Origin of the sequence: Georgenia sp. SYP-B2076, from assembly GCF_003991205.1 — a bacterium.
Classification (GTDB): Bacteria; Actinomycetota; Actinomycetes; order Actinomycetales; family Actinomycetaceae; genus Georgenia.
In genome coordinates this window covers 189,725-216,406 of the sequence record NZ_RXOZ01000022.1, presented here as the reverse complement: position 1 = coordinate 216,406, position 26,682 = coordinate 189,725, and the positions used below count along the sequence as shown (strand labels likewise).

The window sequence follows — 26,682 nt, the reverse complement described above, 5'->3', positions numbered from 1 at the left end:
ACTACAGCGTCGACGCGAAACTGCCGAGGTTCCGCGCGATCGGCGGCAGCCCGTCCGACACCTTGTCCCGCCAGACCGGCTCACGCTTGGTGAGGAACGCCTCCATGCCCTCGGCAGTATCTGCGGAGAGGGCGCGATCCGGTAGCAGCGAGCTTTCCATGAGATGGGCGACCATCGGGTGGTCGGCCGTCATCATCCGCCAGACCATTCGTCGAGTCAGAGCGACGGAAACCGGTGCCGACCGATCGGTCAGCGCATGACCGAGGGCGACGGCGGCGTCAAGAAGTTCCGAGGGCTCGTACAAGGAGTGCACCAGGCCGGCGTCCAACGCCTCCTGAGCCGAGAAGACTCGCCCCGAGTACAGCCACTCGAGGGCCTTCGAGGGTCCAACGAGCCTCGGCAGGAACCACGACGACGCGGACTCCGGCATGAGCCCCCGCCGGGCGAACACGAAGCCGAAGCGCGCGTCGGTGGACGCGAGCCGGAAGTCCATCGGCAGCTGCATCGTCGCGCCCATGCCTGCGGCGACGCCGTTCACTGCGGCGATGACCGGCTTGACGCTCTCGAAGATGCGCATCGTGAGGATGCCGCCGAAGTCGCGGGTCTCGTTCGCCTCCGCCACTCCGCCCCCGGAGGCCATGGCCGCCAGGTCCGCTCCCGCGCAGAACGCCCGCCCCCGGCCGGTGACGACGACCGCGCGGACCGTGTCGTCGCGATCGGTCTCGTCGAACACGGCCGCCAGCTCGAGCGTCGTTGCTCGGGTCAGCGTGTTCAGCTGCTCCGGCCGACGCAGCGTGACGACGGCGATCCCGTCGTCGATGCTCAGGTCGAAGGTCATCCTGCCCCTCGTCATCGTGCGGATATGGCAACGGGCTTGCCTGGTGGGTAGTCCACCAGGCAAGCCCGTCGGTCCGGATCAGGCCGGCACGTCCACGGTCACCGACAACAGCACGGCTTCGGCTGCAGCAGCACGGGCCGCGTAGTAGAAGTCCGGCGCAGCGCAGATGAACAGCGTCCGCCCGTCCGGCCCGCCGAGCGTGCACGAGTAGGCGCCCATCCCGAGCGCCTCGGTCGAGATCTCCTGGAGGATCTCACCGCCCTCGGCGACCCGGATGACCCGCGGCTTGAGCGCGTCGGCGACCCAGATGGCTCCTTCGGAGTCCGAGACGATGCCATCGGACCCCACCACCACGCCGGGCATGACCTCCATGAGGTCGTCGCTCACCGGGGGGCTACCGAACCGCGCCCAGTCGCGGCGCGGGCCGAGCGTGCCGTCCGCAGCGACGTCGAAGGCACTGAGGCGGTTCCCCAGGGTCTCTGCGACGACGAGGACGCCGTCGGTGACCATCGTCATCCCGTTCGGCATGTAGAGGTCGTCGGCAGCGATGCTCGCTGAGCCGTCGGGCTGGATCAGGACGACGGGTGCGGTCCGCACGGGCTCGGGGATGTTGGAGTCGAACCCGGTCGACCCGACGTACGCCCTGCCGTCGGCGTCGACCAGCATGTCGTTGAAGTCGGCGTCGCTGAAGCTCGACAGGTCGGCGTGGACGACGAGCTCCCCGGAGTGCTCACGCCGGAGCACCGCGCGGTCGGCCATCGACACGACCAGCAGCCGGCCATCGGGCAGCCAGCCCAGACCGGAGGGGAGGTCGTTGAGCTCCGCCTCGACCCGGACGTCTGTGCCATCCGCGTTGGCGGAGAGCACCTCGTGGGCGTGGAAGTCGGACACCCAGATGCGGCCGTCCCGCCACCGGGGCCCCTCGAGGAAGTGCCGGTCCTTGAGGACGGTCGTGAAACCCCCGACTACCGTCGTTGACTCGGTCATCGCGATGCTCCTTTGCTATCGGATCTGGTACTTGGGAAGGATCCCGCCGGCGGCGGACACCAAGGTCGCCGGCTCGACGAGAAGGTGCTGCGTCGTCGCCGAGATGTCGCGGAAGGCGCGGCCCATGGCGCTGCCGTCGCGGATGGAGGAGCTTCCCGTCCACAGGTGGGCGAAGTCCGCGACACCCTTGGCGACGATGTGGCTCCAGCTCACCACCTGGTGCAGCGGCGCGAGCTGCTCAGCGGTGAGGACGTGCTCGGACGTCTCGGCAATGCTGAGCATCTCCTCGAGAACCGTGTAGAGCAGGAGCCGCGCAGCTCGCAGGTTGGCCTCCTGGACGGCAAAGCCGTACCGGAACAGATCCGAATCGCCGACGATCGCCGTCTGCCCAGGGCGGACCTTGTTGGCGGTGATCGACGCGACCTCCTCCAGGGCGCGCTGGGCCGTACCGAGCGCGACCGGAGCGTGCACGATGACGCCGAGCCCCACCGGACCGATGCGGTAGAAGGCCTCGGGGCGCTGGGGCGTCGCGGTCAAGGGCATGGTTCTGTCCTCCGGGACGAACAGCTCCCGGATGGTGTAGTCGCGGCTCGCCGTGGCTGCCAGGCCCCAGACGTTCCAGTTGTCGTGCAGCTCGACCTCGTCCGGCCGCATGAACGCGATGCGCGCGTCGGGCATGCCGTTCTCGTCGATGATGGGGTTGCCGTCGGCGTCACCGACGAGGAAGCCCGCGCCCATCCAGTCCGCGTAGTTCGACCCGCTGGCGAAACCCCACCTGCCGTTGACGACATATCCGCCGTCGACCCGAGGAGCCGTTCCCTTCGGGAGCAGCTGGCCCGCGATGCGCGGCGGCTGTCCCGCGGCGTACATCGACTGCGCCATCCGCGGCTCGAGAAACCCGCAGAGAAGGCCTGCGTTGTGCGCCGGCACCATGTAGGACCACGCCGTGGATGCGTCAGCCCGTGCCAGCTCCTCGATCACCCGGACCTCGTCGATGATCGAGAGGCCCAGGCCGCCCAGGTCCGATGGGACGAGGATCGAGTGCAAACGGGTCTGGGCGAAGGCGTCGATGACCGGCTGGGTGATCGCAGCATCAGCCTCGGCCTTCGTGGCCTCGCTCTCGATGAGGGGTGCCAGCTGCTTGGCGCACTCCAGCGCCTCGTCACCTGTCTTCGGCACGCTGAGTTCGGCAGTGGTAGAGGTCATGAATGGTTCCCTTCTGGAATCCGTGGAGTCGAGCGGCTTGGCCCGTCGGTGGGGGCGCACTCAGGACTCGTCACGTGATCTGCATCACCCTTGACGCCGTCAGTGTTTCAGAGCGAGCGGCGGGCGAGGTGTCCGAGATTGACACACGCTTGCCTGCTCAGGAGCGTGTGCACCGGAAGACGGGCAGCTCTCGGGTTGTCCGTGTCTGGTAGCTGGCGAAGGGCAGGAAGGTCCGCACCGCCGTCTCCCAGACGGGCGCGCGGTCAGCGCCCTCCAGGAGGGTCGCGACCGCGTCGATGACCAGGTCTCGATCCCGCAGTCGGATCCGAGGGGCTGCGCGGAGGTTGTCCACCCAGAGCGGGTCGCGCGGTGCACCTCCGAACGAGCCGACGAGGACGTACGTGTCGTCGTGGACCACACGGATGAGCGGGCTCTTGCGGATTGCGCCCGTGCGCCGGCCGCGGTGAGTGACGATGACGACGGGGTACTCGCCAGAGGTGGGGTCCATCAGCCCTCGGCCCCGTTGGTCGCCTCGTAGGTCGCGACGTGGTCTCGCACGGTCGTGAGTGAGCTGGGCAGCGGGGCTCGACCGGCGCGGACGGATGCATCGAACTGCTACACGGACGCTCGTGAGCGGACACCCGGCGGTGTGCCGGAGCTCCGAAGGACGCCGCCCACCGGCGTTCGCTGTCGCACTCTGGAACAGCTCCTCGGAAGCCCGAGCCGACCCGCCTAGCGTGGCCGGAGACCGCGGCTGCAGCATGCGCCGTGGGACACGAGAGGTTGGCTGCAGATGGCGTCTGACGACGTGGAGGACCTCATCGGAAGCGTCCGCACCGCGGTCGAAGGCGTCACGGGGCGCTGGGACCGTGACTACTACCGCGAGAAGACGCGCACGGGCGACGCTCCGGTGGAGATGTACGCAGCCATGGCCGAGCAGGGGCTCTTCGCACTCGGAGTGCCGGAGGAGCACGGGGGCGCCGGCGGTGGGCTCGTCGCGACGGCGGCCGCCATGGAGGCGATGTCGGAGGCAGGGATGCCTCCGTTGCTGTTCTCACTCACCTCGTTCGCCCGCCAGGCGATCCTGCACAGCGGCTCGTCGCAGCAGGTCACCGACCATGTGGTGCCGTCCCTGACGGCCGAGCGCACGTTCTCGTTCGCCATGACCGAACCGGAGGCCGGCACCAACTCCTTCGCGATGCGGACACGCGCCGATCGCCAAGCCGATGGCTCCTACCGGGTCAACGGGCAGAAGGTGTTCATCTCCGGTGCCGACCAGGCGGACCACATGCTGCTCGTCGCGCGGACCACGCCGGCTGAGTCGGTGGAGCGCAAGGCCGACGGAATCTCCCTCTTCGTCCTGCCGCGAGACACCGCCGGTGTCTCGATGGACCGGATGGCGATCGACTGGAAGGCGCCGGAGAAACAGTTCAGCGTCTGGTTCGACGACGTCCTTCTGCCCCCGGAAGCGCTGGTGGGGGAGGAGGGGAAGGGCGTCGCAGCGATGTTCCAGTCGTTGAACTCCGAACGTGTCGTCATCGCGGCCTGGACCCTGGGCCTCGGCACCCGCGCGGTCGCCAAGGCAGTGGCCTATGCGCGGGAGAGAGCTCCCTGGGGCGCCCCGATCGGGAGCTACCAGAGCGTCGCGCACCCGCTGGCGAGGGCCAAGGCTCAGCTGGTCGCGGCCCGGCTTGTGACGTACGAGGCCGCCCGGGTCTTCGACGCCGGCGGGCAGGCGGGCGACCTTTCGAACGTGGCGAAGTACCTGGCGTCGGAGGCCTCGTATGCGGCCGTCGACGCCGCGCTCCAGGCTCACGGTGGATCCGCCTTCGACGAGGACAGCGACATCGTCACCCTCTGGCCGATGATCCGGTTGCTTCGCATCGCTCCGCTCAACAACGAGATGGTCCTCAACTACATCGCCGAGCACATTCTCGGGCTGCCCCGGAGCTACTGATGGACGGTGTCGTCACGAGCGAGATCGAGGATCGCATCGGTGTGCTCACGCTCGAACGACCACACAAGCTCAATGCGCTGACACTTGAGATGATCGAGCAGCTCCGGGAGGAGTCGAGGCGGCTGGACCAGGACCCCGAGGTGCGGGTGATCGTCGTCCGTGGAGCCGGTGAGCGCGCCTTCAGTGTCGGTGGGGACCTGGTCAGCCTGCTTCCGCAGGTGCTCGACGCAGGCTGGGACATCCTCAACCCGGATCCGTCGAATCGGTTCTTCAGCGGCGTCTACACCCCGGTGGTGGCGGCAGTGCGCGGCCTGTGCCTGGGCGGGGGCTTGGAGATCATGCTCGGCACGGACGTGCGCATCGCGTCAGACGATGCGACCTTCGGCCTGCCCGAGGTGGGCGTCGGGCTGATCCCCGGGAGTGGCTCGACGGTGCGTCTGCCGCGCCAGATCGGGTGGGCGCCCGCGATGCAGCTGATGCTCACAGGCGAGCCCATCGATGCGACGACCGCGCTCCGGCTCGGTCTCGTGAGTGAGGTCGTCGCACCGGACGACGTGCTCGATCGCGCCATGGCCGTCGCCGCGCGCATCGCGCAGAACGGTCCGCTGGCGACACGCACGGTCAAAGAGGCAGCCCTGCGGAGCCTGCGTCTCGGCGACGCGTACGAGCTCGAGCACAGACTCAACACGCGGGTCATCGGCTCGACCGATGCGCGCGTGGGTGTCGACTCGTTCCGGAACGGCACGCCGCCGGAGTTCACCAACGGCTGAGCCGGCGCGCAGCTCTCATGCGGGAAGCCAGCTCTTCACCTTCGTCACGAGGTCGAGGTCGGGCTGCCCGAGATACACGTTGAGAACACTGACACCGGACTCGTTGAAAGCGGCGATCCGCTCCTTGATGAATGACTCCGAACCGACGAGGTGGAGGCGCTCAACGGCCTCCGCGGGGACGGCTGCCGCGGCCTCGTCCTTCCGCCCGGCGAGGTAGAGGTCCTGGATCGTCCGCGCGGCGTCACCGTAGCCGTACTTGACGAAGACGTCGTTGTAGAAGTTCTTGCCCCGTGCGCCCATGCCGCCGACGTAGAGGGCGACCTGCTGTCGCGCTTTCCACAGGAGACGCTCGCGCTCCTCCCCCTCGGCGATCGCCACGATCCCGCCACAGGCGATGTCGAGCTCGCCAAGAACGGGATCGCGCTGTGCGCGGCCCACGGACAGGCTCTCGCTGTACACGGCGGGCGCCAGCTCGGGTATCCAGAGAGCGGGCAGCCAGCCGTCGGCGATCTCCGCGGCCATCGCGATGCTCTTCGGGCCGAGGGAGGCCAGGTAGATCGGTACGGCGGGACGTTCGGGGTGGTTGATCAGCTTGAGGGGCTTGCCGAGCCCGGTCCCCTGCTCAGGCGGCAGCGGGATCGTGACAGTCGCTCCGTCCAGCTCCAGCGGAGCCTCACGTCGCAGCACCTGACGGACCGTCGCGACGACGTCGCGCACCTTGCCGAGCGGGTTGCGGTAGGAAACACCGTGGAACCCCTCGATGACCTGCGGGCCCGAGGCCCCGATCCCGAGGATCGCCCGCCCGCCGCTCACGTTGTCCAGCCCGGCCACGGTCTGCGCGATGGCGGCAGGGGTGCGCGAGTAGACGTTCAGGATGCCTGGCCCGAGCTGGACCGTGCGCGTCTGACCCGCGAGGTACCCGAGCATCGTCGGTGCGTCGTACCCGTAGGCCTCCGACACCCACACGATGTCGATGCCGGCCGCTTCGCGCTCCGTCACCTGGGCGGCGGCCTTCCTCGGATCGCCTGCGTACTCCAGCATGCTTGCCAGCTGCATGTCTCCGGCTCCTTCTCGTGGGGCGGTGGTCCTCGGCGGTCAGCCGATGGCGCGCTCTGCGCCCACCCAGTACGGGGCGCGCAACGTCTTCTTGTCGATCTTCCCGAACGGCGTCTCAGGCAGGGAACTGAGGATCTCCACCGACTTCGGCCGGGCGTAGGCGGCGAGGCGAGGCCGGACCCACGCGAGCAGGTCCTCGGGGGTCATCGCGGGATCGGAGGTGACGACGCACGCATGGACCGCCTCGCCCCAGTCCTCGTGGGGGATACCGATGACCGCGACGTCGACGACGCCGGGGTGGGTCGCGATCGCGTCCTCGACCTCTCTGCCGTAGACGTTCATGCCTCCGGAGATGATCATGTCGTTCTTGCGATCCTTGAGGTAGACGTAGCCGGCGTCGTCCATGACGCCGATGTCGCCGGTGCGGATCCAGGAGCCGATGAACTTGTCCTCGGTCGCCGGCGCGTCGTCGAGGTAGCTGTCGAGTGTGTAGGGGCTGGACAGGCAGATCTCACCGGTCGTGCCGGCGGGGACCGGGTTCCCGTCCGGATCGACGATCTGGACGTCGCACATGATTGAGGCCTGGCCGCATGACGCGAGGAGCCCGGGTCGCGCGGTGTCGTGATCGGCCTTCGAGAGCCGGGTCCCCCAGTTGGGGTTCTCGGTCTGTCCGTAGAGCTGGATGAAGACGGGTCCGAAGACCGACAGCGCCTGCTCGAGGCGGACGGGGGCCATCGGCGCCGCACCATAGACGACGGTACGCAGTGCTCCCTGATAGTCGTCCGGCGTCACAAGGTCCAAGATCCGGTAGATCATCGTCGGGACCAGGAAGGTCCAGGTGATGCCCGCGTTGCGGATCGCAAGGAGCGCCTTTGCCGCGTCGAACCCGTCGGTGAGGATCACCGTCGCCCCGCGCAGCAGGGCTGTCTGGGTGAACAGCCCTGCTGCGTGCGCCAGCGGCGTCATAAGAAGGAGTCGCTCGGAGTCGGTGATCTCTGCCTCGAGCATCTGGGCGTAGTGCAGCGAGACCGTCGACGCCTGAGTGTGGACGACGCCCTTGGGGCGTCCGGTGGTGCCCCCCGTGAAGTAGATCGCGGCTGGTGAGCTCGCCGTCGCGGTCGAGCGCACGTCGTCGCCGCGTCGGTGTTCCCGACCGGCCAGCATCTGCACCGACGGCGCCGCGGCGGTCTGCCCGCCGACCTGGAACAACGCCGGCCCGTCGGCGCCGTCGGCTCGATCGGCGAGCGGGGCGATCAGGCTCTCACTGGCGACGACGGCCGTTGCTCCGGACGTCTCGACGATGTATCGAACCGTCGACTCGGGGAGCATGTAGTTCACGGGCACCTTGACTGCGCCGAGCCGGGCGATGGCGATGTCGGCGACGACGAACTCCACGCCGTTACGGAGGTAGAGGGCGACGGCGTCACCCGTCCCGACGCCCGTGTCGGCGAGCTGCTCCGCGACGGCGGCGGACCACACGTCGAGGTCGTCGTAGGTGTACCTGTCACCCGACTCGAGCTCGATCGCCGTTCGTCCGCGATGGACGTCCAGCGAGTGACGGTAGGCATGCCAGAGGGTGTCACGCATGGGTATCTCCTCAGCCGCTCGGTGTCGGCCGGATCAGGCAGAAGGGTCGACGACGAAGTGCTCGATGTCGGTGATCGAGGCATCGGGGCTCTGCGACCAGACCGCGCGGACCCGCGTACCGGGAGCGATGGTCGTCCGCGCCCCCTCGGCGTCGGTGAGGTCGACGCCGCCGACGAAGTGCATGAGCATCGTGTCGGTCCCGTCCACCTCGATGGCGCCCACGGCGTAGGGCGCCTCCGGGCCTCCGTCGAAGCCCTGGTAGACGATCGTGGCGGCCTTGATGGTGCCGACCGGCTCGACCTGCCGCCAGTCCTCGTCGGCCACGGCCTCGAAGCAGGACTCGCAGAAGCTCTTCGGCGGGACGTACGTCCGGTCGCATGCGTCGCATCGACTGGCCCACAGCTGCTGGTTCTGCAGGCCCCGCATGAAGCGCGACCATGCCTTCCCCAGTCGCAGGTTGTAGTCGAGGTTCCAGTTAACCGAGTGGTAGAGCGGCTCAGTGCTGGTCATGGTGTCTCTCCCTTGGGTTGGACGGAGGTCGGTCACGAGACTCGTTCGAAGATCGTTGCTGTGTGGAACTGGAAGAAGGTCCCGCCGGAGCTGTGGGCGAGGGCTCGCTGGGCACCGTCGACCTGTCGGGTCGCGGACTGCCCCATGACCTGGAGCGCGGCGTGCGCCGCGGGTGCCATCTGGCCGGAGACACCCGGGTTGGTGCACGTCACGCCGCCGGACAGGTTGATCGGCAGGCGGCCGCCGTAGCTGGTGACGCCGTCGTGCAGGGCCCGTGCGGCGCCGCCCTTCTCGCAGAGGCCGAAGTCCTCCATGAGGAGGAACTCCATGGGGGAGTACGGGTTGAAGAGCTCGGCGTAGTCGATGTCGCGAGCCGCGTCGACGACCCCTGCCTCGCGGTACACGCGACGTGCAAGCAGCTCGACGACCTCGAACCGGGAGAAGTCCCGGCGCGTTCCACCGAGGTAGCCGTCGCTGACCGAGCCGTGCGCTGCGATCCTCACGACGGGGTTCTTCGCCACGGCGCGCGCGTCGTCCTCGGCCGACACGACCATCGCGACCGCCCCCGAGCTGACCGGGCACACCATGCCGAGCCGCAACGGTGTCGACAGCATGCGCTGCGCATGCGCGGGATCGAGCGACGTGGTCACGTGCGCGTACGGGTTGTGGTCGGCGTTCGCGCGGTTCTTCTCGGCGAGGGCCTCGAAGTCGGAGTCCGGCGTCCCCCACTGCTCCTGGTACGCGGCGGGGAAGAAGGCGCCCATGTGCAGTGCGCCCATGCCGAGCGGCTGCTCCATCACCATCGGTGAGTTCGTGTTGATGACCTCCTGGAGGTCCAGCGGGCCGTCGAACGTGTTCGGAGCCACGCAGAGCACATTGCGCGCGAAGCCCGCACGGACGAGGGTCGCTGCCTGGTTCACCAGGTGCCCGCCCGAGGTGCCGCCGGTGCTGATCGGCAGGACCGGCGTCAGGGGCGCGAGGCCGAGCCGCGGAGCGAGGGTCTTGGACTGGACCGAGTGGGCCTCGAACCCCGCGATGTCCCCGATGATCACCGTGTCGATCTGCCGTCGGTCGATCCCCGAGTGCTCGATCGCGATGTCGACTGCCATGCGGCACAGCTCGTCCTTCGAGAGCTGCTGGCGCCGGGGAGACGTTGTCGGTGTGAAGCCCACACCGGTGACTGCCGCGTGCTGTCTCACATTTCCTCCATCACCAGTACGGATGCGGTCGAGGTGGGCAGGCCGGCGAGATCGTCGAGTGTGTGGGCCACACCGCGAGTCGCCGTCCCGTCCTTGATCGCCTCGGCGACTTCGATCACCCGAAGCACACCGTTGACGATCCCGGGGTAGTTGCTACGGACGCCGCCCGAGGGGTTCACCCTGTCCCGGGGCAGGCTGCTGAGCTGCAGCGCTGCGAGCAGCTCGGCGCTCAGCGCGGGAGAGAGGTCCGTCATCTCCAGGACGTCGATCTCCCGTGCGGCGTCAGAGATGCCGGCCACCTCGTACGCGCGCCGGGCAGCGGCCTCCGTGGCGGCCGCCGGGGAGTCGAGCCACCCGGCGGAGTCGGTGTCGGGTGCTGTCGCCGATCCCCAGCCGGTGATCCGTGCGAGGGGACGGGGGGAGCGCCGGGCCACGGCGCCCGTCGCCAGGACGAGTGCTCCGACGCTCATCGTCGGCGCGGGGAGCATGAGCTCGGTCAGGGGGTCGACCACGCGCAGGGCTGACGCCACGGCGTCGGCACTGACGGCCGGGCGAGCGCCGCGCTTCTGGGCGCCGCGGGTGATGTCGTCCGCGCTGCGCGCCGCCATCTCTGACAGGTCTGCCTGACCCGAGGCCACCCGAGCGCTCGCATGCATCCCGAGAGTTGCCTCGGCCGTCACTCCGACGGGGCGGTTGAGGTGGGCGTCCACCGTGTAGCTGCTGATCTTCTCGCGGAACCGCCGCAGCTTCTGCTCGTCTGCCGCCCCGATCTCGGGGATCTGTGCGGCGAGGACGATCGCGACGTCGACCTGGCCTGCGACGATGGCGGCCGTCGCGAAGAGGGTTGCCGCCATCGCGTCACCCTCGACCCGGTACTCCTCGTTGAGGTACCCGGCGGCGGCCGGTGCGATGAGCGCGTTGGAGATCGAACGGCCGTCGTACAGGTCGAGGGACGAGATGACCGTCAGGCCGACCTGGTGCCGCGCGATACCAGCGGACTTCAAGGCGTTCGAGACGGTGGCAAACACCGACTCGTCAAGTTGCAGCTCGGTGTCCTGCTCGACTTGTTGCCAAGCCGAGCCCACCAGGTAGACGTCGGACATAGGGTCTGCTCCTCCTTGCGCGGATCTCGCTGCCACGGGTTTTTGTGACCTCGACACATACTTGCCGGACCTGACAACCAACCGATAGTTTGGTTCTATCAACTCTAGGGCCCATCGGGCAAGGGCTTGGCCAAAAGGAGACACCATGACCGACGCCGTGATCGTTGAAGCCGTCCGCACCCCGCTGGGGAAGCGCGACGGAGCCCTGGCGGGAATCCACCCCGCCCAGCTGTCCGCGCACGTCCTCACCGCGCTCGCGGAGCGCTCGGGGGTCGACCCCGTTCACGTCGACGACGTCATCTGGGGCTGTGGAGGCCAGGTGGGGGACCAGGCCATGAACGTGGCGCGCAGCGCGGTCCTCGGTGCCGGGTGGCCGGAATCCGTGCCAGGCGTGACCATCGACCGGCAGTGCGGGTCGTCCCAGCAGGCGGTGCACTTCGCCGCGGCCGGCCTCGTCGCCGGCCACTACGACGTCGTCGTCGCTGGCGGCGTCGAGTCGATGAGCCGGGTGCCGATGGGTGCGACCGCTCAGGGCGGCGTGCCCTACGGCCCGCTCGTGGAAAAGCGCTACCCGGGGCTTCCGTTCAACCAGGGCATCAGTGCGCAGAAGGTCGCCGACCGCTGGGGCGTCTCTCGTTCAGCCATGGATGAGTACTCGGTCCGTTCCCACCAGCGGGCACGGGCGGCGACGGATGCTGGGCTGTTCGCCGGGGAGATCGCACCGATCGTCAATCCGGACGGGATCGAGGTGACGCGCGACGAGGGGATCCGGCCTGAGAGCACCGTCGAGATCCTCGGGCGTCTGCGTAGCGCATACCGGGAGGGTGATGACATCACGGCTGCCAACTCCTCGCAGGTCACCGACGGCTCGTCCGCCCTCCTCATGATGACCTCGGCGAAGGCGGAGGAGCTGGGGGTCCGGCCGCTCGCCAGGGTCCACACCGCCGTGGTCGTGGGGGACGACCCGGAGATGATGCTCAGTGCGCCGATCCCGGCGACCCGGAAGGCGCTGGCCAAGGCGGGGCTCTCGCTGGAGGACATCGGCGCCTTCGAGATCAACGAGGCGTACGCCTCGGTGGTGCTGGCCTGGCTGCGGGAGATCGGCGCCGACGAGGGGCTCGTCAACACGCTCGGAGGTGCGGTGGCGATCGGTCATCCGATCGGCGGCTCGGGAACACGTCTCATGACGACGCTCGTGCACCATATGCAGCGCGAGAACATCCGCTACGGACTGCAGTCCATGTGCGAGGGCGGTGGGCTCGCGAACGCGACGATCCTGGAGCGGCTCTGACCCGGACGCTGCCGGCTACCACGTGCGTGACGACGAAGGGAAGGATCCATGACCCAGCGGAAGACGCGGACGCGGCACAAGGCGTTGTCTACCTTGGCGACAGATGGCGGGCAGCAGGAGGTCGAGGCCCGTTCCGACCGCGAGCAAGCGCTTGTCGACGTCGCCGTTCGGCAGTTCCGTAGCCGCGGGTACGACGCGACCAGCCTGCAGGAGATCGCGGACGAGCTCGGCTTGCTCAAGGGGAGCCTGTACCACTACATCAACTCCAAGGACGACCTCCTCTGGGCGGTGATCCTGCGCCAGCACCAGTCGATCCTCGACCTCGTCGCGACCTGTAAGGCGATCGACGGCCCGGCGGATGTCCGGCTAGCGGCCCTGGTGCGTGGCTACGCCCGGTCGCTACGGGACGACCGAGACTTCGTCTCCGTCTACCTCCGTGATGTCAACCGGCTCAGTCCCGAGAGGCGAGAGCGCATCATCACCGAACGTGATCGCTACATGACGTACGTCGTCGGTCTGCTCACCGAAGGGCGTGACGGCGGGGTCTTCCGGTCGGACCTCGACCCCGACCTGTCCGCTCAGGGCGTGATCGGCATGCTCAACTCCGTGTACCAGTGGTACCGGCCCGAGGGGCCGGCCACGCCCGAGCAGATCATCGAGGAGATGCTCCGCCTGATCATCGGCGGGATCAGCGCCGCGCGTTCCCGGGTAGAGGTCCCATGATCTCGGTCGAGACCGACGAGCGCGTGATGACCATCGCGCTCGACCGTCCGGAGAAGCGCAACGCGCTGACTCTCGATGGGATGCTCGACATCGTGCGCGCGCTCGATCGCGCCGACGCCGACGACGACGTCCGAGCGGTCGTGGTGACCGGGAGAGGAACAGCCTTCTGTGCCGGTGCCGACCTTTCCGCCGGGGAGGACTCGTTCGCCGCGGAACACATCGCCGGCACGTCGGGGCAGGCAGCTGCCGGCGAACCGCAATCCGTGCGCGATGCGGGAGGCGTCCTGGCACTGCGGATCTTCGCCTCTACCAAGCCGATCATCGCGGCGGTCAACGGGCCCGCGATCGGTGGCGGGGCGTCGCTGACCCTGCCGATGGACGTGCGGCTCTGCTCGACCGACGCGCGCTACGCATTCCCGTTCGTCCGACGTGGGATCACCCCCGAGGGCTGCTCCAGCTGGTTCCTGCCACGCATCGTCGGTATCGCAGCCGCACAGGAGTGGGTCCTCACCGGCCGGATGATCGGGTCCGACGAGGCGTACACCCGGGGGCTTGTGCACCAGCTGCACGAGCCGCAGGACCTCCTGCCGGCGGCCTACCGGTTGGCGCGCGAGATCGCCGACGGAGCAGCGCCTGTGTCGGTCGCGCTGAGCAGGCAGATGCTGTGGCAGATGCTGGGAGCCTCTCACCCGATGGAGGCGCACCAGCTGGAGTCTCGTGGCGTGCTCTCGAGGGGAGCGTCACCCGACGCCCGGGAGGGCGTGCGCGCGTTCCTGGAGAGGCGCACGCCCTTCTTCACCAACAAGGTCAGCACTGACATGCCCGGCTTCTACCCATGGTGGAGCGAGCCCACGTTCTCGTGAGCGCGCCCGAGGGCCCAGGCGCCCGATCTGGAGGATCGCCATGACCGATGTGAGTACGCAGTTCGCCTCTCTGCGCCGCGTGGCGCGGGTGGCTCAGGGGGTTCTCAAGGACGCCGTAGCGCCGACCCGGCCGCTCACGCTCGACGACGTGCCCGCCTCCGCCGCGGACGTCACCCCGGAATGGGCCACGGCCGCCGTGTGCTCGGGCACGGCGGCGAGAGTGATCGCCGTGCGACGGGAGCCGGTGAGCGACGGAACGTCCGGCCGGAGCCGACTCCACCTCACGTACGAGGGCCCGGCGGATGACGTCGCCGAGCTGCCGGCGACCGTATTCGTCAAGGACGCCCCGTCCTTCGGCAACCGCATGCAGGTTGGTATCACCGGCGCGATCTGGGCCGAGACGCGCTTCTACCGTGACGTCCGACCGCTGATTCCCGACCTCAGGGCTCCGAGGGGCTACTTTGGCGCCTCGGACAGGTCGACGGGTCGCGCGCTCGTCCTCCTGGAGGACATGGACCGCACACGGTCAGGCGTGACGTACGGGGACATCCGAACGGTATACACGACGCGGGCGATGGCCGAGAGCCTCGTCGACAACCTCGCCATCCTGCACGGGTCCTTCCTCGGCAGCCCGCGCTTGGAGAGCGAGCTGCGCTGGATCATCACCTCCAAGGCTCTGCAGGTGCACCTCAACGCGGCTGTCGACGTCGAGAAACGGACGCTCGTGGGGTTCGACCGGGCGAGGGGCATCATCCCCGCTGCTCTCCACGGCCGCCGGAACGACGTGCAACCGGGCCTGATGCGCGCCCTGGAGCTGGATGCCCTCGGCCCCCTCGGGATCGTCCACACCGACGTCCACTCGGGGAACTGGTTCGCCCAGGACGGTGAGCGGATGGGGCTGTACGACTGGGCTGCCCTGGCGCGGGGCCAGGGTTCCCGCGACCTCGCATACGCCCTCATGTCCGCCCTCACCATCGAGGACCGGCGCACGTGGGAGCGCTCGCTCGTCGAGCTGTACGCAGAGCGGGTCGGAGAGGTCTCCGGGATCGGGCAGGACCCCGAGACCGTGTGGACCGCCTACCGCCGCCAGACCCTCCACGGGTTCGGCTACTGGCTCTACACACTCGGGCAGGGCATGCTCCAGCCCTCGATGCAGCCCGACGAGGTGTCACGCATCAACATCGAGCGGATGGCGCAGGCGGTGCTCGACCTCGAGACCTTCGAGGCGCTGAGCCGGGCGTGACGCATCCGCTCACCTGCCACCTCGCTAGAAGGTGGGCGGACGAGGTGTACCACTGTGCGACACCGCTGCGCCACAGTGCCAGCGCTCATTAACGTCGACGCTGACGAGACAGCCGACAGCGTGGGAGGCCATCGATGACACACGTGCGGTTGGATCAGGTGGTCAGGCGGCACATCGGGTCGGTCGACGGCGGCGGCCGAGCTGCGTTGTCGACCCGGAACGGGGACGTGACGTTCCTCGACCTCGAGGAACGGGCCGTGCTCACGGCGCGCCGGCTGCGTGCGGCTGGTCTTCAGCGCGGCGACAGACTGCTCATCCTCATGAACAACAGGGTCGAGTGGTTCGACCTGCTGTTCGCGTGCGCGAAGCTCGGCGTCGTCATGGTGCCGGCCAACAACTTCTCCGTCGGCGAGGAGCTGACGTACATCGTGGAGGATGCGGGCGCGTCGTTGGTCGTGTCGGACCCCGACCTCTCTCCCGCGCTCGACTTCCTCCTGGGTCACGAGGTCCTCGGGAGCAGGCTGGTCCTTGTCGGAGGGGAGCGGGCAGGGTGGACGGCGATCGACGAGATCGATCCCGGAGCAGTCGACCCGGCGGACGTCGACGAGGAGGTCGCTCCCGACGACCCGTTCCTGCTGCAGTACACCTCAGGCACGACCGGGACCCCGAAGGCGGCCGTCCACACGCAGTCGACCCTCATGTACAACACGCTCCTCATGGTGCACGAGTACGCACTGACCGAGGACGACGTGTACCTGCTCATGGTCGCCATGTGCTGGGTCGCCGGCTTTCACTTCCTGACCCTGGCGACGCTTCTCGTGGGCGGCCGGGTGGCGATGTACCCCGACGTCAACCGGATCAAGCCGGAGGAGCTCGTCCGGGCCTGGGCGAAGGACCGGGTCACCCTGGGGGCGGTCGTCCCGACGTTGCTGCGACGGCTGATCGACGGAGGCCACCTGTCGAGCGAGATGGCGGGCACGCTCAGACTCATGATCACCGGGTCCGAGCCGGTCCCGGTCGACCTCCTCCGGGCGGTGCACCAGGCGCTGCCCCGCTGCGAGGTCGTGCAGTCCTACGGGATGAGTGAAGCCCCTGCCAGCGTCCTGCGGCTGCGGGGCGCGGACGCAGTCGCCAGGGTCGGCTCGGTCGGGAGGCCGTCGCTGCTGTGCGAGGTCAGGATCCTCGACGCGTCGGGCTCCGTGGTGTCCCCCGGGCAGGTGGGGGAGATCGTCTTTCGGTCACCACACACCGCACAGGGCTACTGGAACCGTCCGGAGCAGACAGCCGCCGCGTTCCGTGATGGGTGGTTCCACTCCGGCGACCTGGCGACGGTCGACGAGGACGGCTTCGTCTTCATCGTGGGCCGCTCCAAGGACATGATCATCAGCGGGGGGATCAACATCTACCCCGCCGAGGTCGAGCGCGTCCTCAACGGGCACCCGGGGGTGCGCGAGGCCGTCGTCTTCGGCGTGCCGGACCCGGACTGGGGCGAGACCCCCGTGGCCGTCGTCGTGCCCGACGGTGAGGTGTCGCAGGAGGAGCTCGCCGCCTACGCTGCCGAGCGCCTGTCGAAGTTCAAGGTTCCCAAGCGGTGGCACTTCCGCGACGCGGCCTTTCCCCGTACCGCATCCGGCAAGCTCCAGAAGTTCCGCGTACGAGACGCGATCGTCGACGGCTGAGGTGTCGCATTTCGCAACGAGCCGCGGTCGTGGGGGCCAACCGTGGAAGCCTCGGAGGAACGGGATCCCGGTGTACCCGCAGCGAGTGCGACCGCGCAGCAGTTGAGGAGAAGAGGGGCAGAATGCTGTCAGCCGAGGCCACGATCGTCCCGCAGGACGAGTACATGCACACCCCGACCGACCATCCGCAGTTCAACGAGTCGGCGTACTACCAGTTCTACGACGCTTCCCAGACGTACTACCTGGTGCGGATGGGTAACCGTGTCAACGAGGGGCATGCCGAGCTGACGATCTTGGCGTTTTTCCCGGACGGCTCCGCCGGGTTCCGGTTCGACCGCGTGCCGATCTCCGACAACTCCGGCTTCGACGCCGGGGGGCTGCGCTTCGACGTCATCGAGCCCCTGCGGAAGACGCGCGTGCGCTACTCCGGCCCCCTGCACATGCTTGCGAGCTCGTTCGACCTGGAGCTGCCGGCGAAGGAGTTCACGAAGGCGCCCGTTCGTCAGCTGACCATGGACCTGGAGTACACGACGCTGCACGTCTACGAGGGGCTCAACCACGAGCCGGGCGACGAGAACGCCGACGCCATGGCCTCCACGCTCGCGACCGGACACTTCCGGGGCCCGAACTCGGTCACCGGCGTGATCGGCTTCGACGGTGAGCTCGAGGAGGTCCGCGGCTTCGGCTTCCGCGACCACTCGTGGGGCCCCCGGCAGTGGAACAGCCCCAACTACTGGCGCTGGATCTCCGGCATCGCCGACCAGGACAACTGGTTCGAGGTGCTGGTGATGAAGGTCGAGGGCCACCTGCTCCCCGACTTCGGCGTCGTGTGCGAGAACGGGAACGTGCGCTTCGTCGACAAGTTCGACATCACCTCCACCTACAGCGCTGAGACTCCCCACTATCCGGAGACCGTCCGCCTGACGCTGCACCATCCCGACGGGGACGTGGAGGTCACGGGTGAGGCGCTCAGGGTCGCGCCGCTGCGCCATCGAAAGGGCGACGAGGTCGCACGTATCGCGGAGGTGATCTTCCGCTGTGAGCTCGCGGGCTTCACCACCCACGGCTTCGCCGAGTATCACGACCGGATGCTGGACGGGGTCCCCGAGGGGATGGGGGAGGTCTAGGCCGGATGCAGCCTGCTCCCGACCGCGCGCGGTTGCTCGAGGTCGTCAAGCACGTCGTGGACGAGTGCGTGGCCGTGGTGCCCGACGCGGACAGACACCGGATGCGGGTGGCCTCGAGCCTGCTCGGCATCCTGCACCGGGAGGAGGTGCTCGGGGACGAGGTCCGCGCGGCCGAGACCAGAGCGCTCGCTGGCCTGGTCGACGCCCCTGGTGAGGCCGACCCGGAGGAGGTGTCGCGCCGTGTCGTCGAGCAGCTCCGCAATGATCCCGGTCCGGAGTTCGTCCACGAGGCCTGGAGTGCTCTGGTGGACGTCACGCGAGGCGACCTGCGCATCGCGCGGCCCGGGCACGACGAATGGAGCGGAGAATGACCCGCGCCCTCACCGACGTCCTGGCCGAGACGCTGTCGGACCTCTGGGGAGCGGGCGCGGTGGAGATCCGCGATCTAGCACGCCCCACTGCCGGCGCGCATCGCGAGATCCACAGCTTCGTCGCGGTCGTCGGCGATCGACGCCGGAAGCTCGTCGCGACGCTCATGCCCGAGCACATCCAGGGAAACCCGGCGACAGCGGAGGCCGGGATCATCCGACTCGCGGCGGAGCACGGCGTCCCCGTGCCCGCCGTCCACGCGGTCGTCGAGGATGCGGCCGACCTGGGACGCGCGGTCATCATCAGTGACTTCATCGCGGGGGAGTCGATCCCCCGACGCGTCCTGCGGCTGGCCAAGGAGCGGGGGACCGGGCGCGCCATCATCGGACAGCTGGGCCACGCGATGGCGAGACTGCACGGCATCGATGTGGCAAGAGCGCCGGTCGACCTCCGGAGCTATCCCGACGCGCCGTCGCCGGCAAGCGCTGCCCTGGCGGCCGTACGGGAGTCGGTGGGCGGGCTCGAGAGCCCCCGGCCGGTGCTCGAGCTGGGGTTGCTCTGGCTGGAGCGCAACCTGCCCCACCCGATCGGATCGACAGCGATCGTGCACACCGACGTCCGCAACGGCAACATCATCGTCGACGACGACGGCCTGGCAGCCGTCCTCGACTGGGAACGTGCGATCCGTGGCGGCGACCCGATGGAGGACCTGGCGTGGGCGGCGAACCGGATGTGGCGGTTCGGGGTGGACGACCTCGAGGTCGGTGGTCTGGGCGGCCGCTCCGACCTCGTGGAGGCGTACGAGGCCGAGGGCGGGACCTTCGACGTCGCCCGGTTCGAGTGGTGGAAGGTGCTGTGGGCCCTTCGCTGGGCCCTGGGCCTCGCAGACCTCGCTCGGCCGGTCGTCACGGGGACCTCCGACAACATCGTGTGGGCGGCGAGCGGGCGACGTATCCCCGAGGTGGAGTGGGACCTGCTCATGCTGCTCCGACGTGACATGGCCGCCGGCACGGGTGGTGGTGCGCGACGCTGAGCCCGCGTGGGCTTGCGCGGTCGAGCAAACCCCGACGAGACCGTCCGCAAGTTGCCGATTGATGCACCGTCGCGCCGACTGGGTGGTTCACGGTCCGAGCACTCGGTCTGCACTCTTCTCGTCGTCGTGCGTCGACGTTCTGTGTGCCAACCGCAAGGGTGTGTCTCATCTTGGCGCACCGGCGCTGCGAGGGGTGCGCAACGTCTACCTTTCCGGCATGTCGACCGTGATGCACGTCACTCCAGCAGCGCCTTCCTGGCGGGACCGCGTCGTGTCGATGGATCAGGGACATCTCATCGGCGTGTTCGCCATTGCGCTCCTGCTGATCGGTGGTCTCACGATCGACGGGGTGCTGACCGTCGAGAATCTCCGGTCCATCGCGCGTCTCGCCGCCCCGCTTGGAGTACTTGCTGTCGCAGCCTCCATCGCTCTCATGAGCAAGAACATCGACCTTTCCGGTATTGCCGTCGTCGGCATCTCTGCGATGGCCGGTGTCCGGCTCCAGACGGCACACGGACTGAGCGAGCTCGAAGCCTTCCTCGCGGTGCTGGTCATCGCCGTGGTGATCGGTCTGATCAACGGATGGCTCGTGGCGTTCGTAGGAATCTCCTCGCTCGTCGCGACCTTGGGAACATGGATCCTCTTCGAGGGCCTCTTCAATGCCACCCTCCTGAGCGGCGACATCGTCTTCACGCTGCCCCAGCAGGCGATCGTCCGGCAGATAGGAACCGGCCGGCTCCTCGGGGTTGATCTCGTCATCCTCGTGGCGGCAGCGGTGTTCGTGGCAGCCGCCTTCGCGATGCGGCATGTCACGTACGGCAAACTGATCAAGGCCGCGGGCGACAGCCCGGAAGCGGCTCGGTTCACGGGGCTGCCGATACGCTCGATCGTCATCGGCGTCTTCGTTGTCGTCGCGCTCTTGGCGGCCGTGTCCGGCGCCCTGTACCTAGGAGTCAGTGGCTCGTACTCCCGAGCGTATGCTCCGGGACTCGATCTGATGTTCAACGCGATCACTGCGGCCGTCATCGGAGGCGTGTCCCTCTCCGGTGGGCGAGGAACGATCCTCGGGGTTCTGGCCGGGACCGCGTTCATCTCGATCTTCGTCAATCTGATGATTCTCCTCGACGTCAGTGTGGTGATGAGCTCCGTCCTTCGAGGCGGGCTGCTCCTTGCCGCGCTGGCGATCGATTCGTCGTTGCACCCGCGCGATGAGGAGACCTCCCGGGCGGGCGATCTCTGACGTCGACCGCTTGTCGTGCGTCATCAACCCATGGCTCGACACCGTCCAACCGAAAGGTCGAGAGAATGCTGCTACGCAAGCGAATCGCCGCCGTCCTGGCCGCTGCCGCCCTGCCGGCCTACCTGGCCGGGTGCACGGTGAACTCCTCACAGAGGGACGCGGAGTCGCCGGAGGACAGCCCTGCGATTCCCGCGGTCGCCGACTTCGGGGAGAAGCGAGCTCTCGTCAGCGAGATGCTCGAGGGAAAGGTGGTCGCGTACGTCCCGATGATCTTGGACAATCCGCAGCCGCGTGCCTGGGGTGATGTCTTCAGGTCGGTATTCGAGGCCAACGGCATGCGCTATGAGGAGCACGACCCGGGTTATGACGTGGCGGCGCAGGGCCGCATCATCGACTCCCTCATCGGCGACGAGGTCGATGTCCTCATCATCCAGCAGCCGGATGCCGGCATCTTCGGCAGCCAGGTGGAACGCGCGCAAGCGGCTGGCATCTATGTCGTCGACATCTACAACCCGGCCAACCGGTCACCGGACGCTTTCGTGGGCCCCGACTTCGAGAACATGGCCTACACCGTCGCCCTGCGACTCGCGGACAGCTGCGAGGCCGCCGGCAGCGACAAGGTCGCGATCGTCAGCGGGACGGGAACGGACGGGATGTCGATCGCCACCAGCGCCGGATTCGAGCGCGCCTTCGACGAGAGAGGTCTGGACGTGGTGTCCCACCAGAACACCGACTACCTGCCTGTCAACGCGAACAACGTCGCATCGACAGTCCTGCAGCAGCACAGCGACCTGTGCGGCTTCGCGGTGATCCACGACCAGACCGCACTTGGAGTGGCGGAAGCCGTTTCGGTGGCCGGCCTGGAGGGAGATGTCGGGGTCTACGCCACGGGCGTATCCGCGGTCGGGTGCGAAGCCATCGCCCAAGGTCGGCTGACCGCCACCGTGGGCAACTCCGAGACCGCCCTCGCGACGGCGGCGGCGTGGGCTGTTCAGGACCTGCTCATCTCCGGTGAGGGTCCCGGGTCGAACCGGGGCGTCGGGTACGTCCCGTTCACCATGCTGGACCAAGCCAACATCGCCGGGCACTCGGACATGTGCTAGGTGCGACCCCCGGTGCCCCCACGACGAATGAGGTGCCCCCGATGAGTGTGCAGGGTAAGCCAATGGCGAGACAGAAGGCTGTCGACGGGTACTGGACCACCGGTCAGCCGCGGATTCGACGCCTCGCTCCCGGACGCACGGTCAGTGATGTCCTGGCGAAGCCATGGATGGAGGGCGGGCTTCCCGTCGTCCTCGCCGTTGCACTGGCAGCAGCATTCGCCATGACGACGCCGGCCATCCTGTCGTCGAGTGACCGACACGTCATCCTCTCTCAGTTCGTCGAGGTCGGTCTTCTCGCGGTGGCCATGACGATCGTTCTCCTCGGCGGTGGCTTCGACCTGTCGGTCGGCGCCATCATGGGCAACGCGGCGATCGGGAGTCTGGTGCTCCTGCGTGTGTATGAGCTCCCGGCGACGCTCACTATCGTGGTGGTGCTCATCGGTGGAGCGCTCCTCGGGTCGTTGAACGGGTTCTTCATCGCCGTCGCGAAGACCCGCCCGTTGATCACCACTCTTGTCATGATGGTGGCGCTCTTCGCGATGCTGCAGCTCGTGCAGTCGCACTACTCCGCACGGCTGGTCGCCCCGGTCGAGAGCCTGTCGTGGGAGTTCGTGGGCCACGGCGCCATCGCGGGCGTCTCCGTGGGGCTGTGGGTTATGGTGGCGGTCGTCGCAGTCACCCACGTCGTCCTCACCCGATCCCGGTGGGGGTGGTGGTTGGCTGCTGTCGGGACTGATCGCCGGTCGGCTCGCCGCAATGGGATCTCGATCGGCCGTGTCACGTTCCTCACCTACGTCATCAGTGGAGTGCTCAGCGCATCGGCAGGAGTCTTCATCTCGGCCCGGCAGGGAAGTACCAGCGCGTCCGTGGGCGTCGGCTATGAGATCGTCGCACTCACCGCGGTCGTGCTGGGAGGGGTGAGCCTGGGCGGTGGACGCGGCTCTGCCATCCGAGCCGCCGTCGGAGCCCTCGTCGTGGCGATCCTCAGCCAGTCGATCTTCCGCCAAGGTCTCGACCAGGAGTGGTACTCGTTCGCTCTCGCGCTCACGCTGATCGTCTTCGCCATTCTTGACGAGAAGTTCTACAAGTATCGCGGAAACCTCGTCCAGAAGCTCGCCATGTCACCCTTCCGGTACGAGTCCGGTCCGTTGCTCGACTACACCTCGCAGTCGGTGTGGAAGCTCAACGAGGACCTGACCTCCGCCGAACCGATCGGGCTGGGGGTTGTCGAAGGGCCGGAGGACTGCGTCGTCGACGATGCGGGTCGCCTCTACTGTGGCGATCGGCGCGGCTGGATCTGGCGCTTCTCTGGCGAGAACTTCGAGGACTCCGAGATCTTCGTCAGAACGGGCGGTCTGCCACTCGGCCACGTCTTCGACCCGAGCGGGAACCTCGTCGTCGCCGTGGGAGGCATCGGCGTGGGCCGGATCGCCCCCGATCGGTCGATCGAGTGGGTGGCGACGAAGACGCGGCGGACGCGATTTCGGGTCTTCGACGACTCCGCCATCAGATTCGCCGACGATCTCGACATCGCCGCCGATGGGTCCATCTACGTCAGTGATGCCTCGACGAGACTGCAGGCCAGCAACCATCACCTGCTCGCTGCCGAGTTCCGTCCGGACGGGCGGCTGCTGCGCATCGACCCTGACGGGTCGGTGGAGACGGTCGTGAGGAACATGATGGGTCCGAACGGGATCGCCACTGCCCACGACGGCATGTCGATCCTCATCGCCAGCACCTTCTCGTGCCGGGTCGACCGCCTCTGGATCGCGGGTCCGAAGCAAGGGCAGCTCGAACCCTTCATGGAGAATCTGCCGGGCAATCCCGACAACATCAACAGGGCGTCCGACGGCGGGTACTGGCTCAGCTTCACCGGTATGCGCACCGGATTCTCGGACCTGATCCTCAAGCATCCCGAGTTTCGCCGCAGGATGATCAGGCAGCTGCCCGTCGACGACCTGGTGTTCGGGCAGACGAACGTGTCATGCGTCGCCAAGTTCACGGAGGCGGGTGAGATCGTGCGCGTGCTGTGGGACAGCACGCAGGAGCGGCACTCGATGGTGACATCGATGAGCGAGCGGAACGGCTACCTCTACCTCGGCGGCCTGCACAACAATCGCGTCGGACGGCTTGCCCTCGATCCCGCCGACGTCGGGCCGATCGACCCGTACAAGGTGCCGGGGACGGTCGCGGGCGACACGTCTGCTGTCGGAGAGGTCGTCGCACGATGAGGGTTCGCCTGTCAGACGTCATGGAGTGGCTGGCTCCTTCGCGCGTGCACCGTCCGACGATCCCGCCCATGGAGGGCCGGCTGACACCGAACGACCGGCTGGACCGGAGCGTGGCGCTTGGGTCGACCTTCGATGTCGATGACATCGTCTCGCTCGACGGCTCCGTCATCGCAACCGACGGGACGGCGTTGAGGCGGTGGGACGGCGGCACGTGGGAGCGCGTGATCGCGCTACCTGGCCGAGCAAAGGCGCTGGCTGTCGACGGCGGGAGGCGCGGGCTCCTCGTCGCGGTGCAAGGAACTGGCATCTGTGCGGTGACCCTTGACGGGTCGGTGGTCGTCGTGTGCGCCGACCCGGTCGTCAGGCAGTGCGTCACGGCACTGTCCGTGATGCCTGACGGCGCCCTGCTGGCATGTGTCGGGTCCACGAGCGGTCTCTCGTGGTCCCGCGCGCTGGTCTCCGGCGTGTCGGACGGAGCCCTCGCGCGTATTGCGGGCGACTCGGTGGAGATGATCGCTGACGGGCTGGCTTGGCCGGCGGGAGCTGCCCCGTTCACGGACGGCGGGTACTTGGTGTCACTGAGCCACGACCATGCGATCGTCGTCCTCGGCGCGGGCGGTGGCCGCGCGCGCCGAGAGCTGATCGCCAACCTGCCGGGCTATCCGGGTCGGATCTGCGCCACGGGCGCCGACTGGTGGGCGGCGGTCCCGTACCCTCGGAGCCGCGCGTTCGAGCTGCTCCTCGACGAGGACGACGTGTTGAACGAGATGGTGTCGGACCTGCCGGAGCGAGCCTGGCTGATCCCGCGACTGACGGTCGAGAAGGACATCCACGCGCCTCTCCAGCTCGGGCAGGCGCGAGAGATGGGCGAGATCAAGCCGTGGGCGCCTCCGCGGAGCTACGGCCTCCTGCTGCGGTTCGATGCCGAGGGGCGAGTGGTCGAGAGCGCGCATTCCCGAACGTCCGGGCGCATCCACGGAATCACCGCCGTCTGCGAGCTGGAGGGTACGGTCGTCGTGGGCTCAGCCGGCGCACGAACCGTCGTGACCGTCGAGAGGCAATCATGAGCGAGCCCCTGTTGAGCGTGTCCGGACTTACCAAGCACTATTCGGGACAACTCGCCGTCGACGACGTCGACTTCGACGTCGGGGCGGGGGAGATTCACGCCGTCGTCGGTGAGAACGGCGCGGGCAAGTCGACTCTCGCGAAGATCATCTCGGGAGCGACGAAGCCGGATGCCGGGGTCCTTTGCCTGGAGGGGGCCGAGGTCAGTTTCGACGAGCCCCGTGACGCGGTCGACGCGGGGATCGGCATGGTCTACCAGGAGAACTCGTTGGTCGACTCTCTCACGGTGACTCACAACCTGTTCTTGATGGACAGTGGGCTGTTGAACAACCTCCATGACTTGCACATCAAGGCCAGGATCCTGCTCGCATCGCAGAACTTCCACATCGAGCCGACCTCGCCCGTCTCCGCGCTGGGCGCAGCGCAGAAGCAGATGGTGGAGATCGCCCGTGTCGTGGCGCGGTCCGCGCGGGTCATCATCTTCGACGAACCCACCGCGTCGATCACTCCGGAGGAGTCGCGTCAGCTGTTCCTGTCGATGAACAGCCTCAAGCAGAACGGCGCGGGCATCATCTTCATCACCCACAACCTGGAGGAGGCGCTCACGCATGCGGATCGCATCTCCGTGATGCGGGACGGGGTGCTACGTGCCACCGAGCCGGCCGCCGAGATGACCAGGGAGAAGATCGTCCGCCTCATGGTCGGTCGGGACGTGGCCCTGGGTCGCAAGCCGCGCACGTTCGAGGCCGGCGTCGAGCCAGCACTCGAGCTCGACAACGTCACCTTGCCGCCGGTCGTGCAGAACATGTCCTTCTCGGTGTACCCGGGGCAAATCGTCGCGCTCGCCGGCATCGTCGGTGCGGGGAGGTCCGAGGCGGCCATGATCGCTGCGGGCGCCTTGAAGCGACGGCGCGTGGGGGGTGGACAGATCCGGGTGGACGGACGCACGGTGCGCTTCAGGACGCCCCGGGCCGCTATTCGCGCGGGGCTGGTCTACATCACCGAGGACCGCAAGGCGAAAGGAATCTTCACCAATCTCACGATCGCCGACAACATCGCAGCCGGCCGGCTGGGGACGCAGCGGCTGATCCAGCCCGTCATCAGGCCACGGCCGATGAGCCGGCTCGTGGCGGACCTCGTGGAGAAGTTCTCGATCCGCACATTACGTCCTGAGAAGGCACTGCTCGTCGAGCTGTCGGGCGGCAACCAGCAGAAGACGATGCTCGCGAAGTCCCTCACTCGCACACCCAAGATCGTCATCTTCGACGAGCCCACACGCGGTGTGGACGTCGGCTCCATCCAGGACATCCACACGGCGATCCGGGAGATCGCCGACCAGGGCGCCGCCGTCGTCGTCATCTCGTCCTACCTTCCCGAGGTCATGGCGCTGGGCGACCGGGTCCTGGTGGCCCGCAGTGGGCGCGTCGTCGCAGAGTTCGAGGGCGAGAGCGTGACCGAGGAACAGATCATGTTTGCGGCGGTCCATTGATCGCGCCCCGGCT

Annotated in this window: 24 protein-coding genes; 15 read left to right on the top strand and 9 right to left on the bottom strand. The window is 68.0% G+C overall.

The window, feature by feature from the left end; genetic code table 11:
* Window position 1: 1 nt before the first annotated feature.
* The 4 genes from EJK16_RS10300 to EJK16_RS19575 form a co-directional block, all read right to left on the bottom strand.
* Entirely contained in the window at window positions 2–838 is an 837-nt protein-coding gene (locus EJK16_RS10300) for an enoyl-CoA hydratase-related protein (protein ID WP_205739699.1), read from the bottom strand.
* Between the two features lie 78 nt (window positions 839–916).
* Window positions 917–1,825 carry an SMP-30/gluconolactonase/LRE family protein gene (locus EJK16_RS10295; RefSeq protein WP_127128964.1) on the bottom strand — a complete coding sequence of 303 codons (909 nt, stop codon included), beginning with the start codon at window positions 1,823–1,825 and terminating at the stop codon, window positions 917–919.
* A gap of 15 nt (window positions 1,826–1,840) precedes the next feature.
* Window positions 1,841–3,031: an acyl-CoA dehydrogenase family protein gene (locus EJK16_RS10290; protein WP_127128962.1), complete on the bottom strand. Its 1,191-nt coding sequence runs from the start codon at window positions 3,029–3,031 to the stop codon at window positions 1,841–1,843.
* Between the two features lie 157 nt (window positions 3,032–3,188).
* Window positions 3,189–3,539 (bottom strand): nitroreductase/quinone reductase family protein, encoded by a 351-nt coding sequence (locus EJK16_RS19575; RefSeq protein WP_164737280.1) that lies wholly within the window; start codon window positions 3,537–3,539, stop codon window positions 3,189–3,191.
* 285 nt (window positions 3,540–3,824) lie between these two features.
* On the opposite strand from EJK16_RS19575, the gene EJK16_RS10280 reads away from it, so the two are divergent.
* Window positions 3,825–4,988, top strand: a complete 1,164-nt coding sequence (locus tag EJK16_RS10280; RefSeq protein ID WP_127128958.1) for an acyl-CoA dehydrogenase family protein — start codon at window positions 3,825–3,827, stop codon at window positions 4,986–4,988.
* A complete protein-coding gene (locus tag EJK16_RS10275) occupies window positions 4,988–5,758 on the top strand; it encodes an enoyl-CoA hydratase/isomerase family protein (RefSeq protein WP_127128956.1) in 771 nt (256 codons plus the stop codon). Before EJK16_RS10280 ends, EJK16_RS10275 begins: the two co-directional genes overlap by 1 nt.
* A gap of 15 nt (window positions 5,759–5,773) precedes the next feature.
* Here EJK16_RS10275 and EJK16_RS10270 read toward each other — a convergent pair whose 3' ends face one another.
* The 5 genes from EJK16_RS10270 to EJK16_RS10250 all read right to left on the bottom strand — a co-directional run bounded on the left by EJK16_RS10270 (window position 5,774) and on the right by EJK16_RS10250 (window position 11,213).
* The gene (locus EJK16_RS10270; protein WP_127128954.1) at window positions 5,774–6,814 is read right to left on the bottom strand and encodes an LLM class F420-dependent oxidoreductase; all 1,041 of its coding nucleotides are present in this window, start codon (window positions 6,812–6,814) and stop codon (window positions 5,774–5,776) included.
* Between the two features lie 39 nt (window positions 6,815–6,853).
* The gene (locus EJK16_RS10265; RefSeq protein ID WP_127128952.1) at window positions 6,854–8,401 is read right to left on the bottom strand and encodes an AMP-binding protein; all 1,548 of its coding nucleotides are present in this window, start codon (window positions 8,399–8,401) and stop codon (window positions 6,854–6,856) included.
* A 33-nt stretch (window positions 8,402–8,434) separates the two neighbouring features.
* Window positions 8,435–8,911 (bottom strand): Zn-ribbon domain-containing OB-fold protein, encoded by a 477-nt coding sequence (locus tag EJK16_RS10260; RefSeq protein ID WP_127128950.1) that lies wholly within the window; start codon window positions 8,909–8,911, stop codon window positions 8,435–8,437.
* A 32-nt stretch (window positions 8,912–8,943) separates the two neighbouring features.
* Window positions 8,944–10,020 carry a thiolase family protein gene (locus EJK16_RS10255; RefSeq protein ID WP_127128948.1) on the bottom strand — a complete coding sequence of 359 codons (1,077 nt, stop codon included), beginning with the start codon at window positions 10,018–10,020 and terminating at the stop codon, window positions 8,944–8,946.
* A gap of 86 nt (window positions 10,021–10,106) precedes the next feature.
* On the bottom strand, window positions 10,107–11,213 hold the full coding sequence (locus EJK16_RS10250) for a hypothetical protein (protein ID WP_127128946.1): 1,107 nt from the start codon (window positions 11,211–11,213) through the stop codon (window positions 10,107–10,109).
* A 145-nt stretch (window positions 11,214–11,358) separates the two neighbouring features.
* Here EJK16_RS10250 and EJK16_RS10245 point away from each other — a divergent pair, with 145 nt between their 5' ends.
* The 13 genes from EJK16_RS10245 to EJK16_RS10185 all read left to right on the top strand — a co-directional run bounded on the left by EJK16_RS10245 (window position 11,359) and on the right by EJK16_RS10185 (window position 26,669).
* On the top strand, window positions 11,359–12,504 hold the full coding sequence (locus tag EJK16_RS10245) for a thiolase family protein (RefSeq protein WP_127128944.1): 1,146 nt from the start codon (window positions 11,359–11,361) through the stop codon (window positions 12,502–12,504).
* A gap of 48 nt (window positions 12,505–12,552) precedes the next feature.
* Entirely contained in the window at window positions 12,553–13,227 is a 675-nt protein-coding gene (locus EJK16_RS10240) for a TetR/AcrR family transcriptional regulator (protein WP_127128942.1), read from the top strand.
* Complete coding sequence (locus EJK16_RS10235) at window positions 13,224–14,090, top strand: enoyl-CoA hydratase-related protein (RefSeq protein WP_127128940.1); 867 nt, start codon at window positions 13,224–13,226, stop codon at window positions 14,088–14,090. Before EJK16_RS10240 ends, EJK16_RS10235 begins: the two co-directional genes overlap by 4 nt.
* A 40-nt stretch (window positions 14,091–14,130) precedes the next feature.
* Window positions 14,131–15,333 (top strand): phosphotransferase, encoded by a 1,203-nt coding sequence (locus tag EJK16_RS10230; protein ID WP_127128938.1) that lies wholly within the window; start codon window positions 14,131–14,133, stop codon window positions 15,331–15,333.
* A gap of 134 nt (window positions 15,334–15,467) precedes the next feature.
* A complete protein-coding gene (locus tag EJK16_RS10225) occupies window positions 15,468–17,012 on the top strand; it encodes a class I adenylate-forming enzyme family protein (RefSeq protein WP_127128936.1) in 1,545 nt (514 codons plus the stop codon).
* Between the two features lie 122 nt (window positions 17,013–17,134).
* A complete protein-coding gene (locus EJK16_RS10220) occupies window positions 17,135–18,139 on the top strand; it encodes a hypothetical protein (protein WP_127128934.1) in 1,005 nt (334 codons plus the stop codon).
* 5 nt (window positions 18,140–18,144) lie between these two features.
* Window positions 18,145–18,510: a DUF6285 domain-containing protein gene (locus tag EJK16_RS10215; RefSeq protein WP_127128932.1), complete on the top strand. Its 366-nt coding sequence runs from the start codon at window positions 18,145–18,147 to the stop codon at window positions 18,508–18,510.
* Entirely contained in the window at window positions 18,507–19,541 is a 1,035-nt protein-coding gene (locus EJK16_RS10210) for a phosphotransferase family protein (RefSeq protein ID WP_205739697.1), read from the top strand. Before EJK16_RS10215 ends, EJK16_RS10210 begins: the two co-directional genes overlap by 4 nt.
* Window positions 19,542–19,758: 217 nt before the next feature.
* The gene (locus EJK16_RS10205) at window positions 19,759–20,781 is read left to right on the top strand and encodes an ABC transporter permease (protein ID WP_164737279.1); all 1,023 of its coding nucleotides are present in this window, start codon (window positions 19,759–19,761) and stop codon (window positions 20,779–20,781) included.
* Between the two features lie 65 nt (window positions 20,782–20,846).
* A complete protein-coding gene (locus tag EJK16_RS10200) occupies window positions 20,847–21,884 on the top strand; it encodes a sugar ABC transporter substrate-binding protein (RefSeq protein WP_127128926.1) in 1,038 nt (345 codons plus the stop codon).
* 41 nt (window positions 21,885–21,925) lie between these two features.
* Window positions 21,926–24,115 carry an SMP-30/gluconolactonase/LRE family protein gene (locus EJK16_RS10195; RefSeq protein ID WP_127128924.1) on the top strand — a complete coding sequence of 730 codons (2,190 nt, stop codon included), beginning with the start codon at window positions 21,926–21,928 and terminating at the stop codon, window positions 24,113–24,115.
* Complete coding sequence (locus tag EJK16_RS10190; protein WP_127128922.1) at window positions 24,112–25,182, top strand: hypothetical protein; 1,071 nt, start codon at window positions 24,112–24,114, stop codon at window positions 25,180–25,182. Before EJK16_RS10195 ends, EJK16_RS10190 begins: the two co-directional genes overlap by 4 nt.
* Window positions 25,179–26,669, top strand: coding sequence for a sugar ABC transporter ATP-binding protein (locus EJK16_RS10185; protein ID WP_127128920.1), 1,491 nt, complete (start codon window positions 25,179–25,181; stop codon window positions 26,667–26,669). The genes EJK16_RS10190 and EJK16_RS10185 overlap by 4 nt, the downstream gene beginning before the upstream one ends.
* Window positions 26,670–26,682 lie beyond the last annotated feature (13 nt).

Excerpts from the sequence above, each read along its gene's own strand:
- EJK16_RS10300 (WP_205739699.1), bottom strand. The coding sequence starts at position 838 with ATGACCTTCGACCTGAGCATCGACGACGGGATCGCCGTCGTCACGCTG.
- EJK16_RS10295 (WP_127128964.1), bottom strand. The coding sequence starts at position 1,825 with ATGACCGAGTCAACGACGGTAGTCGGGGGTTTCACGACCGTCCTCAAG.
- EJK16_RS10290 (WP_127128962.1), bottom strand. The coding sequence starts at position 3,031 with ATGACCTCTACCACTGCCGAACTCAGCGTGCCGAAGACAGGTGACGAG.
- EJK16_RS19575 (WP_164737280.1), bottom strand. The coding sequence starts at position 3,539 with ATGGACCCCACCTCTGGCGAGTACCCCGTCGTCATCGTCACTCACCGC.
- EJK16_RS10280 (WP_127128958.1), top strand. The coding sequence starts at position 3,825 with ATGGCGTCTGACGACGTGGAGGACCTCATCGGAAGCGTCCGCACCGCG.
- EJK16_RS10275 (WP_127128956.1), top strand. The coding sequence starts at position 4,988 with ATGGACGGTGTCGTCACGAGCGAGATCGAGGATCGCATCGGTGTGCTC.
- EJK16_RS10270 (WP_127128954.1), bottom strand. The coding sequence starts at position 6,814 with ATGCAGCTGGCAAGCATGCTGGAGTACGCAGGCGATCCGAGGAAGGCC.
- EJK16_RS10265 (WP_127128952.1), bottom strand. The coding sequence starts at position 8,401 with ATGCGTGACACCCTCTGGCATGCCTACCGTCACTCGCTGGACGTCCAT.
- EJK16_RS10260 (WP_127128950.1), bottom strand. The coding sequence starts at position 8,911 with ATGACCAGCACTGAGCCGCTCTACCACTCGGTTAACTGGAACCTCGAC.
- EJK16_RS10255 (WP_127128948.1), bottom strand. The coding sequence starts at position 10,020 with ATGGCAGTCGACATCGCGATCGAGCACTCGGGGATCGACCGACGGCAG.
- EJK16_RS10250 (WP_127128946.1), bottom strand. The coding sequence starts at position 11,213 with ATGTCCGACGTCTACCTGGTGGGCTCGGCTTGGCAACAAGTCGAGCAG.
- EJK16_RS10245 (WP_127128944.1), top strand. The coding sequence starts at position 11,359 with ATGACCGACGCCGTGATCGTTGAAGCCGTCCGCACCCCGCTGGGGAAG.
- EJK16_RS10240 (WP_127128942.1), top strand. The coding sequence starts at position 12,553 with ATGACCCAGCGGAAGACGCGGACGCGGCACAAGGCGTTGTCTACCTTG.
- EJK16_RS10235 (WP_127128940.1), top strand. The coding sequence starts at position 13,224 with ATGATCTCGGTCGAGACCGACGAGCGCGTGATGACCATCGCGCTCGAC.
- EJK16_RS10230 (WP_127128938.1), top strand. The coding sequence starts at position 14,131 with ATGACCGATGTGAGTACGCAGTTCGCCTCTCTGCGCCGCGTGGCGCGG.
- EJK16_RS10225 (WP_127128936.1), top strand. The coding sequence starts at position 15,468 with ATGACACACGTGCGGTTGGATCAGGTGGTCAGGCGGCACATCGGGTCG.
- EJK16_RS10220 (WP_127128934.1), top strand. The coding sequence starts at position 17,135 with ATGCTGTCAGCCGAGGCCACGATCGTCCCGCAGGACGAGTACATGCAC.
- EJK16_RS10215 (WP_127128932.1), top strand. The coding sequence starts at position 18,145 with ATGCAGCCTGCTCCCGACCGCGCGCGGTTGCTCGAGGTCGTCAAGCAC.
- EJK16_RS10210 (WP_205739697.1), top strand. The coding sequence starts at position 18,507 with ATGACCCGCGCCCTCACCGACGTCCTGGCCGAGACGCTGTCGGACCTC.
- EJK16_RS10205 (WP_164737279.1), top strand. The coding sequence starts at position 19,759 with ATGTCGACCGTGATGCACGTCACTCCAGCAGCGCCTTCCTGGCGGGAC.
- EJK16_RS10200 (WP_127128926.1), top strand. The coding sequence starts at position 20,847 with ATGCTGCTACGCAAGCGAATCGCCGCCGTCCTGGCCGCTGCCGCCCTG.
- EJK16_RS10195 (WP_127128924.1), top strand. The coding sequence starts at position 21,926 with ATGAGTGTGCAGGGTAAGCCAATGGCGAGACAGAAGGCTGTCGACGGG.
- EJK16_RS10190 (WP_127128922.1), top strand. The coding sequence starts at position 24,112 with ATGAGGGTTCGCCTGTCAGACGTCATGGAGTGGCTGGCTCCTTCGCGC.
- EJK16_RS10185 (WP_127128920.1), top strand. The coding sequence starts at position 25,179 with ATGAGCGAGCCCCTGTTGAGCGTGTCCGGACTTACCAAGCACTATTCG.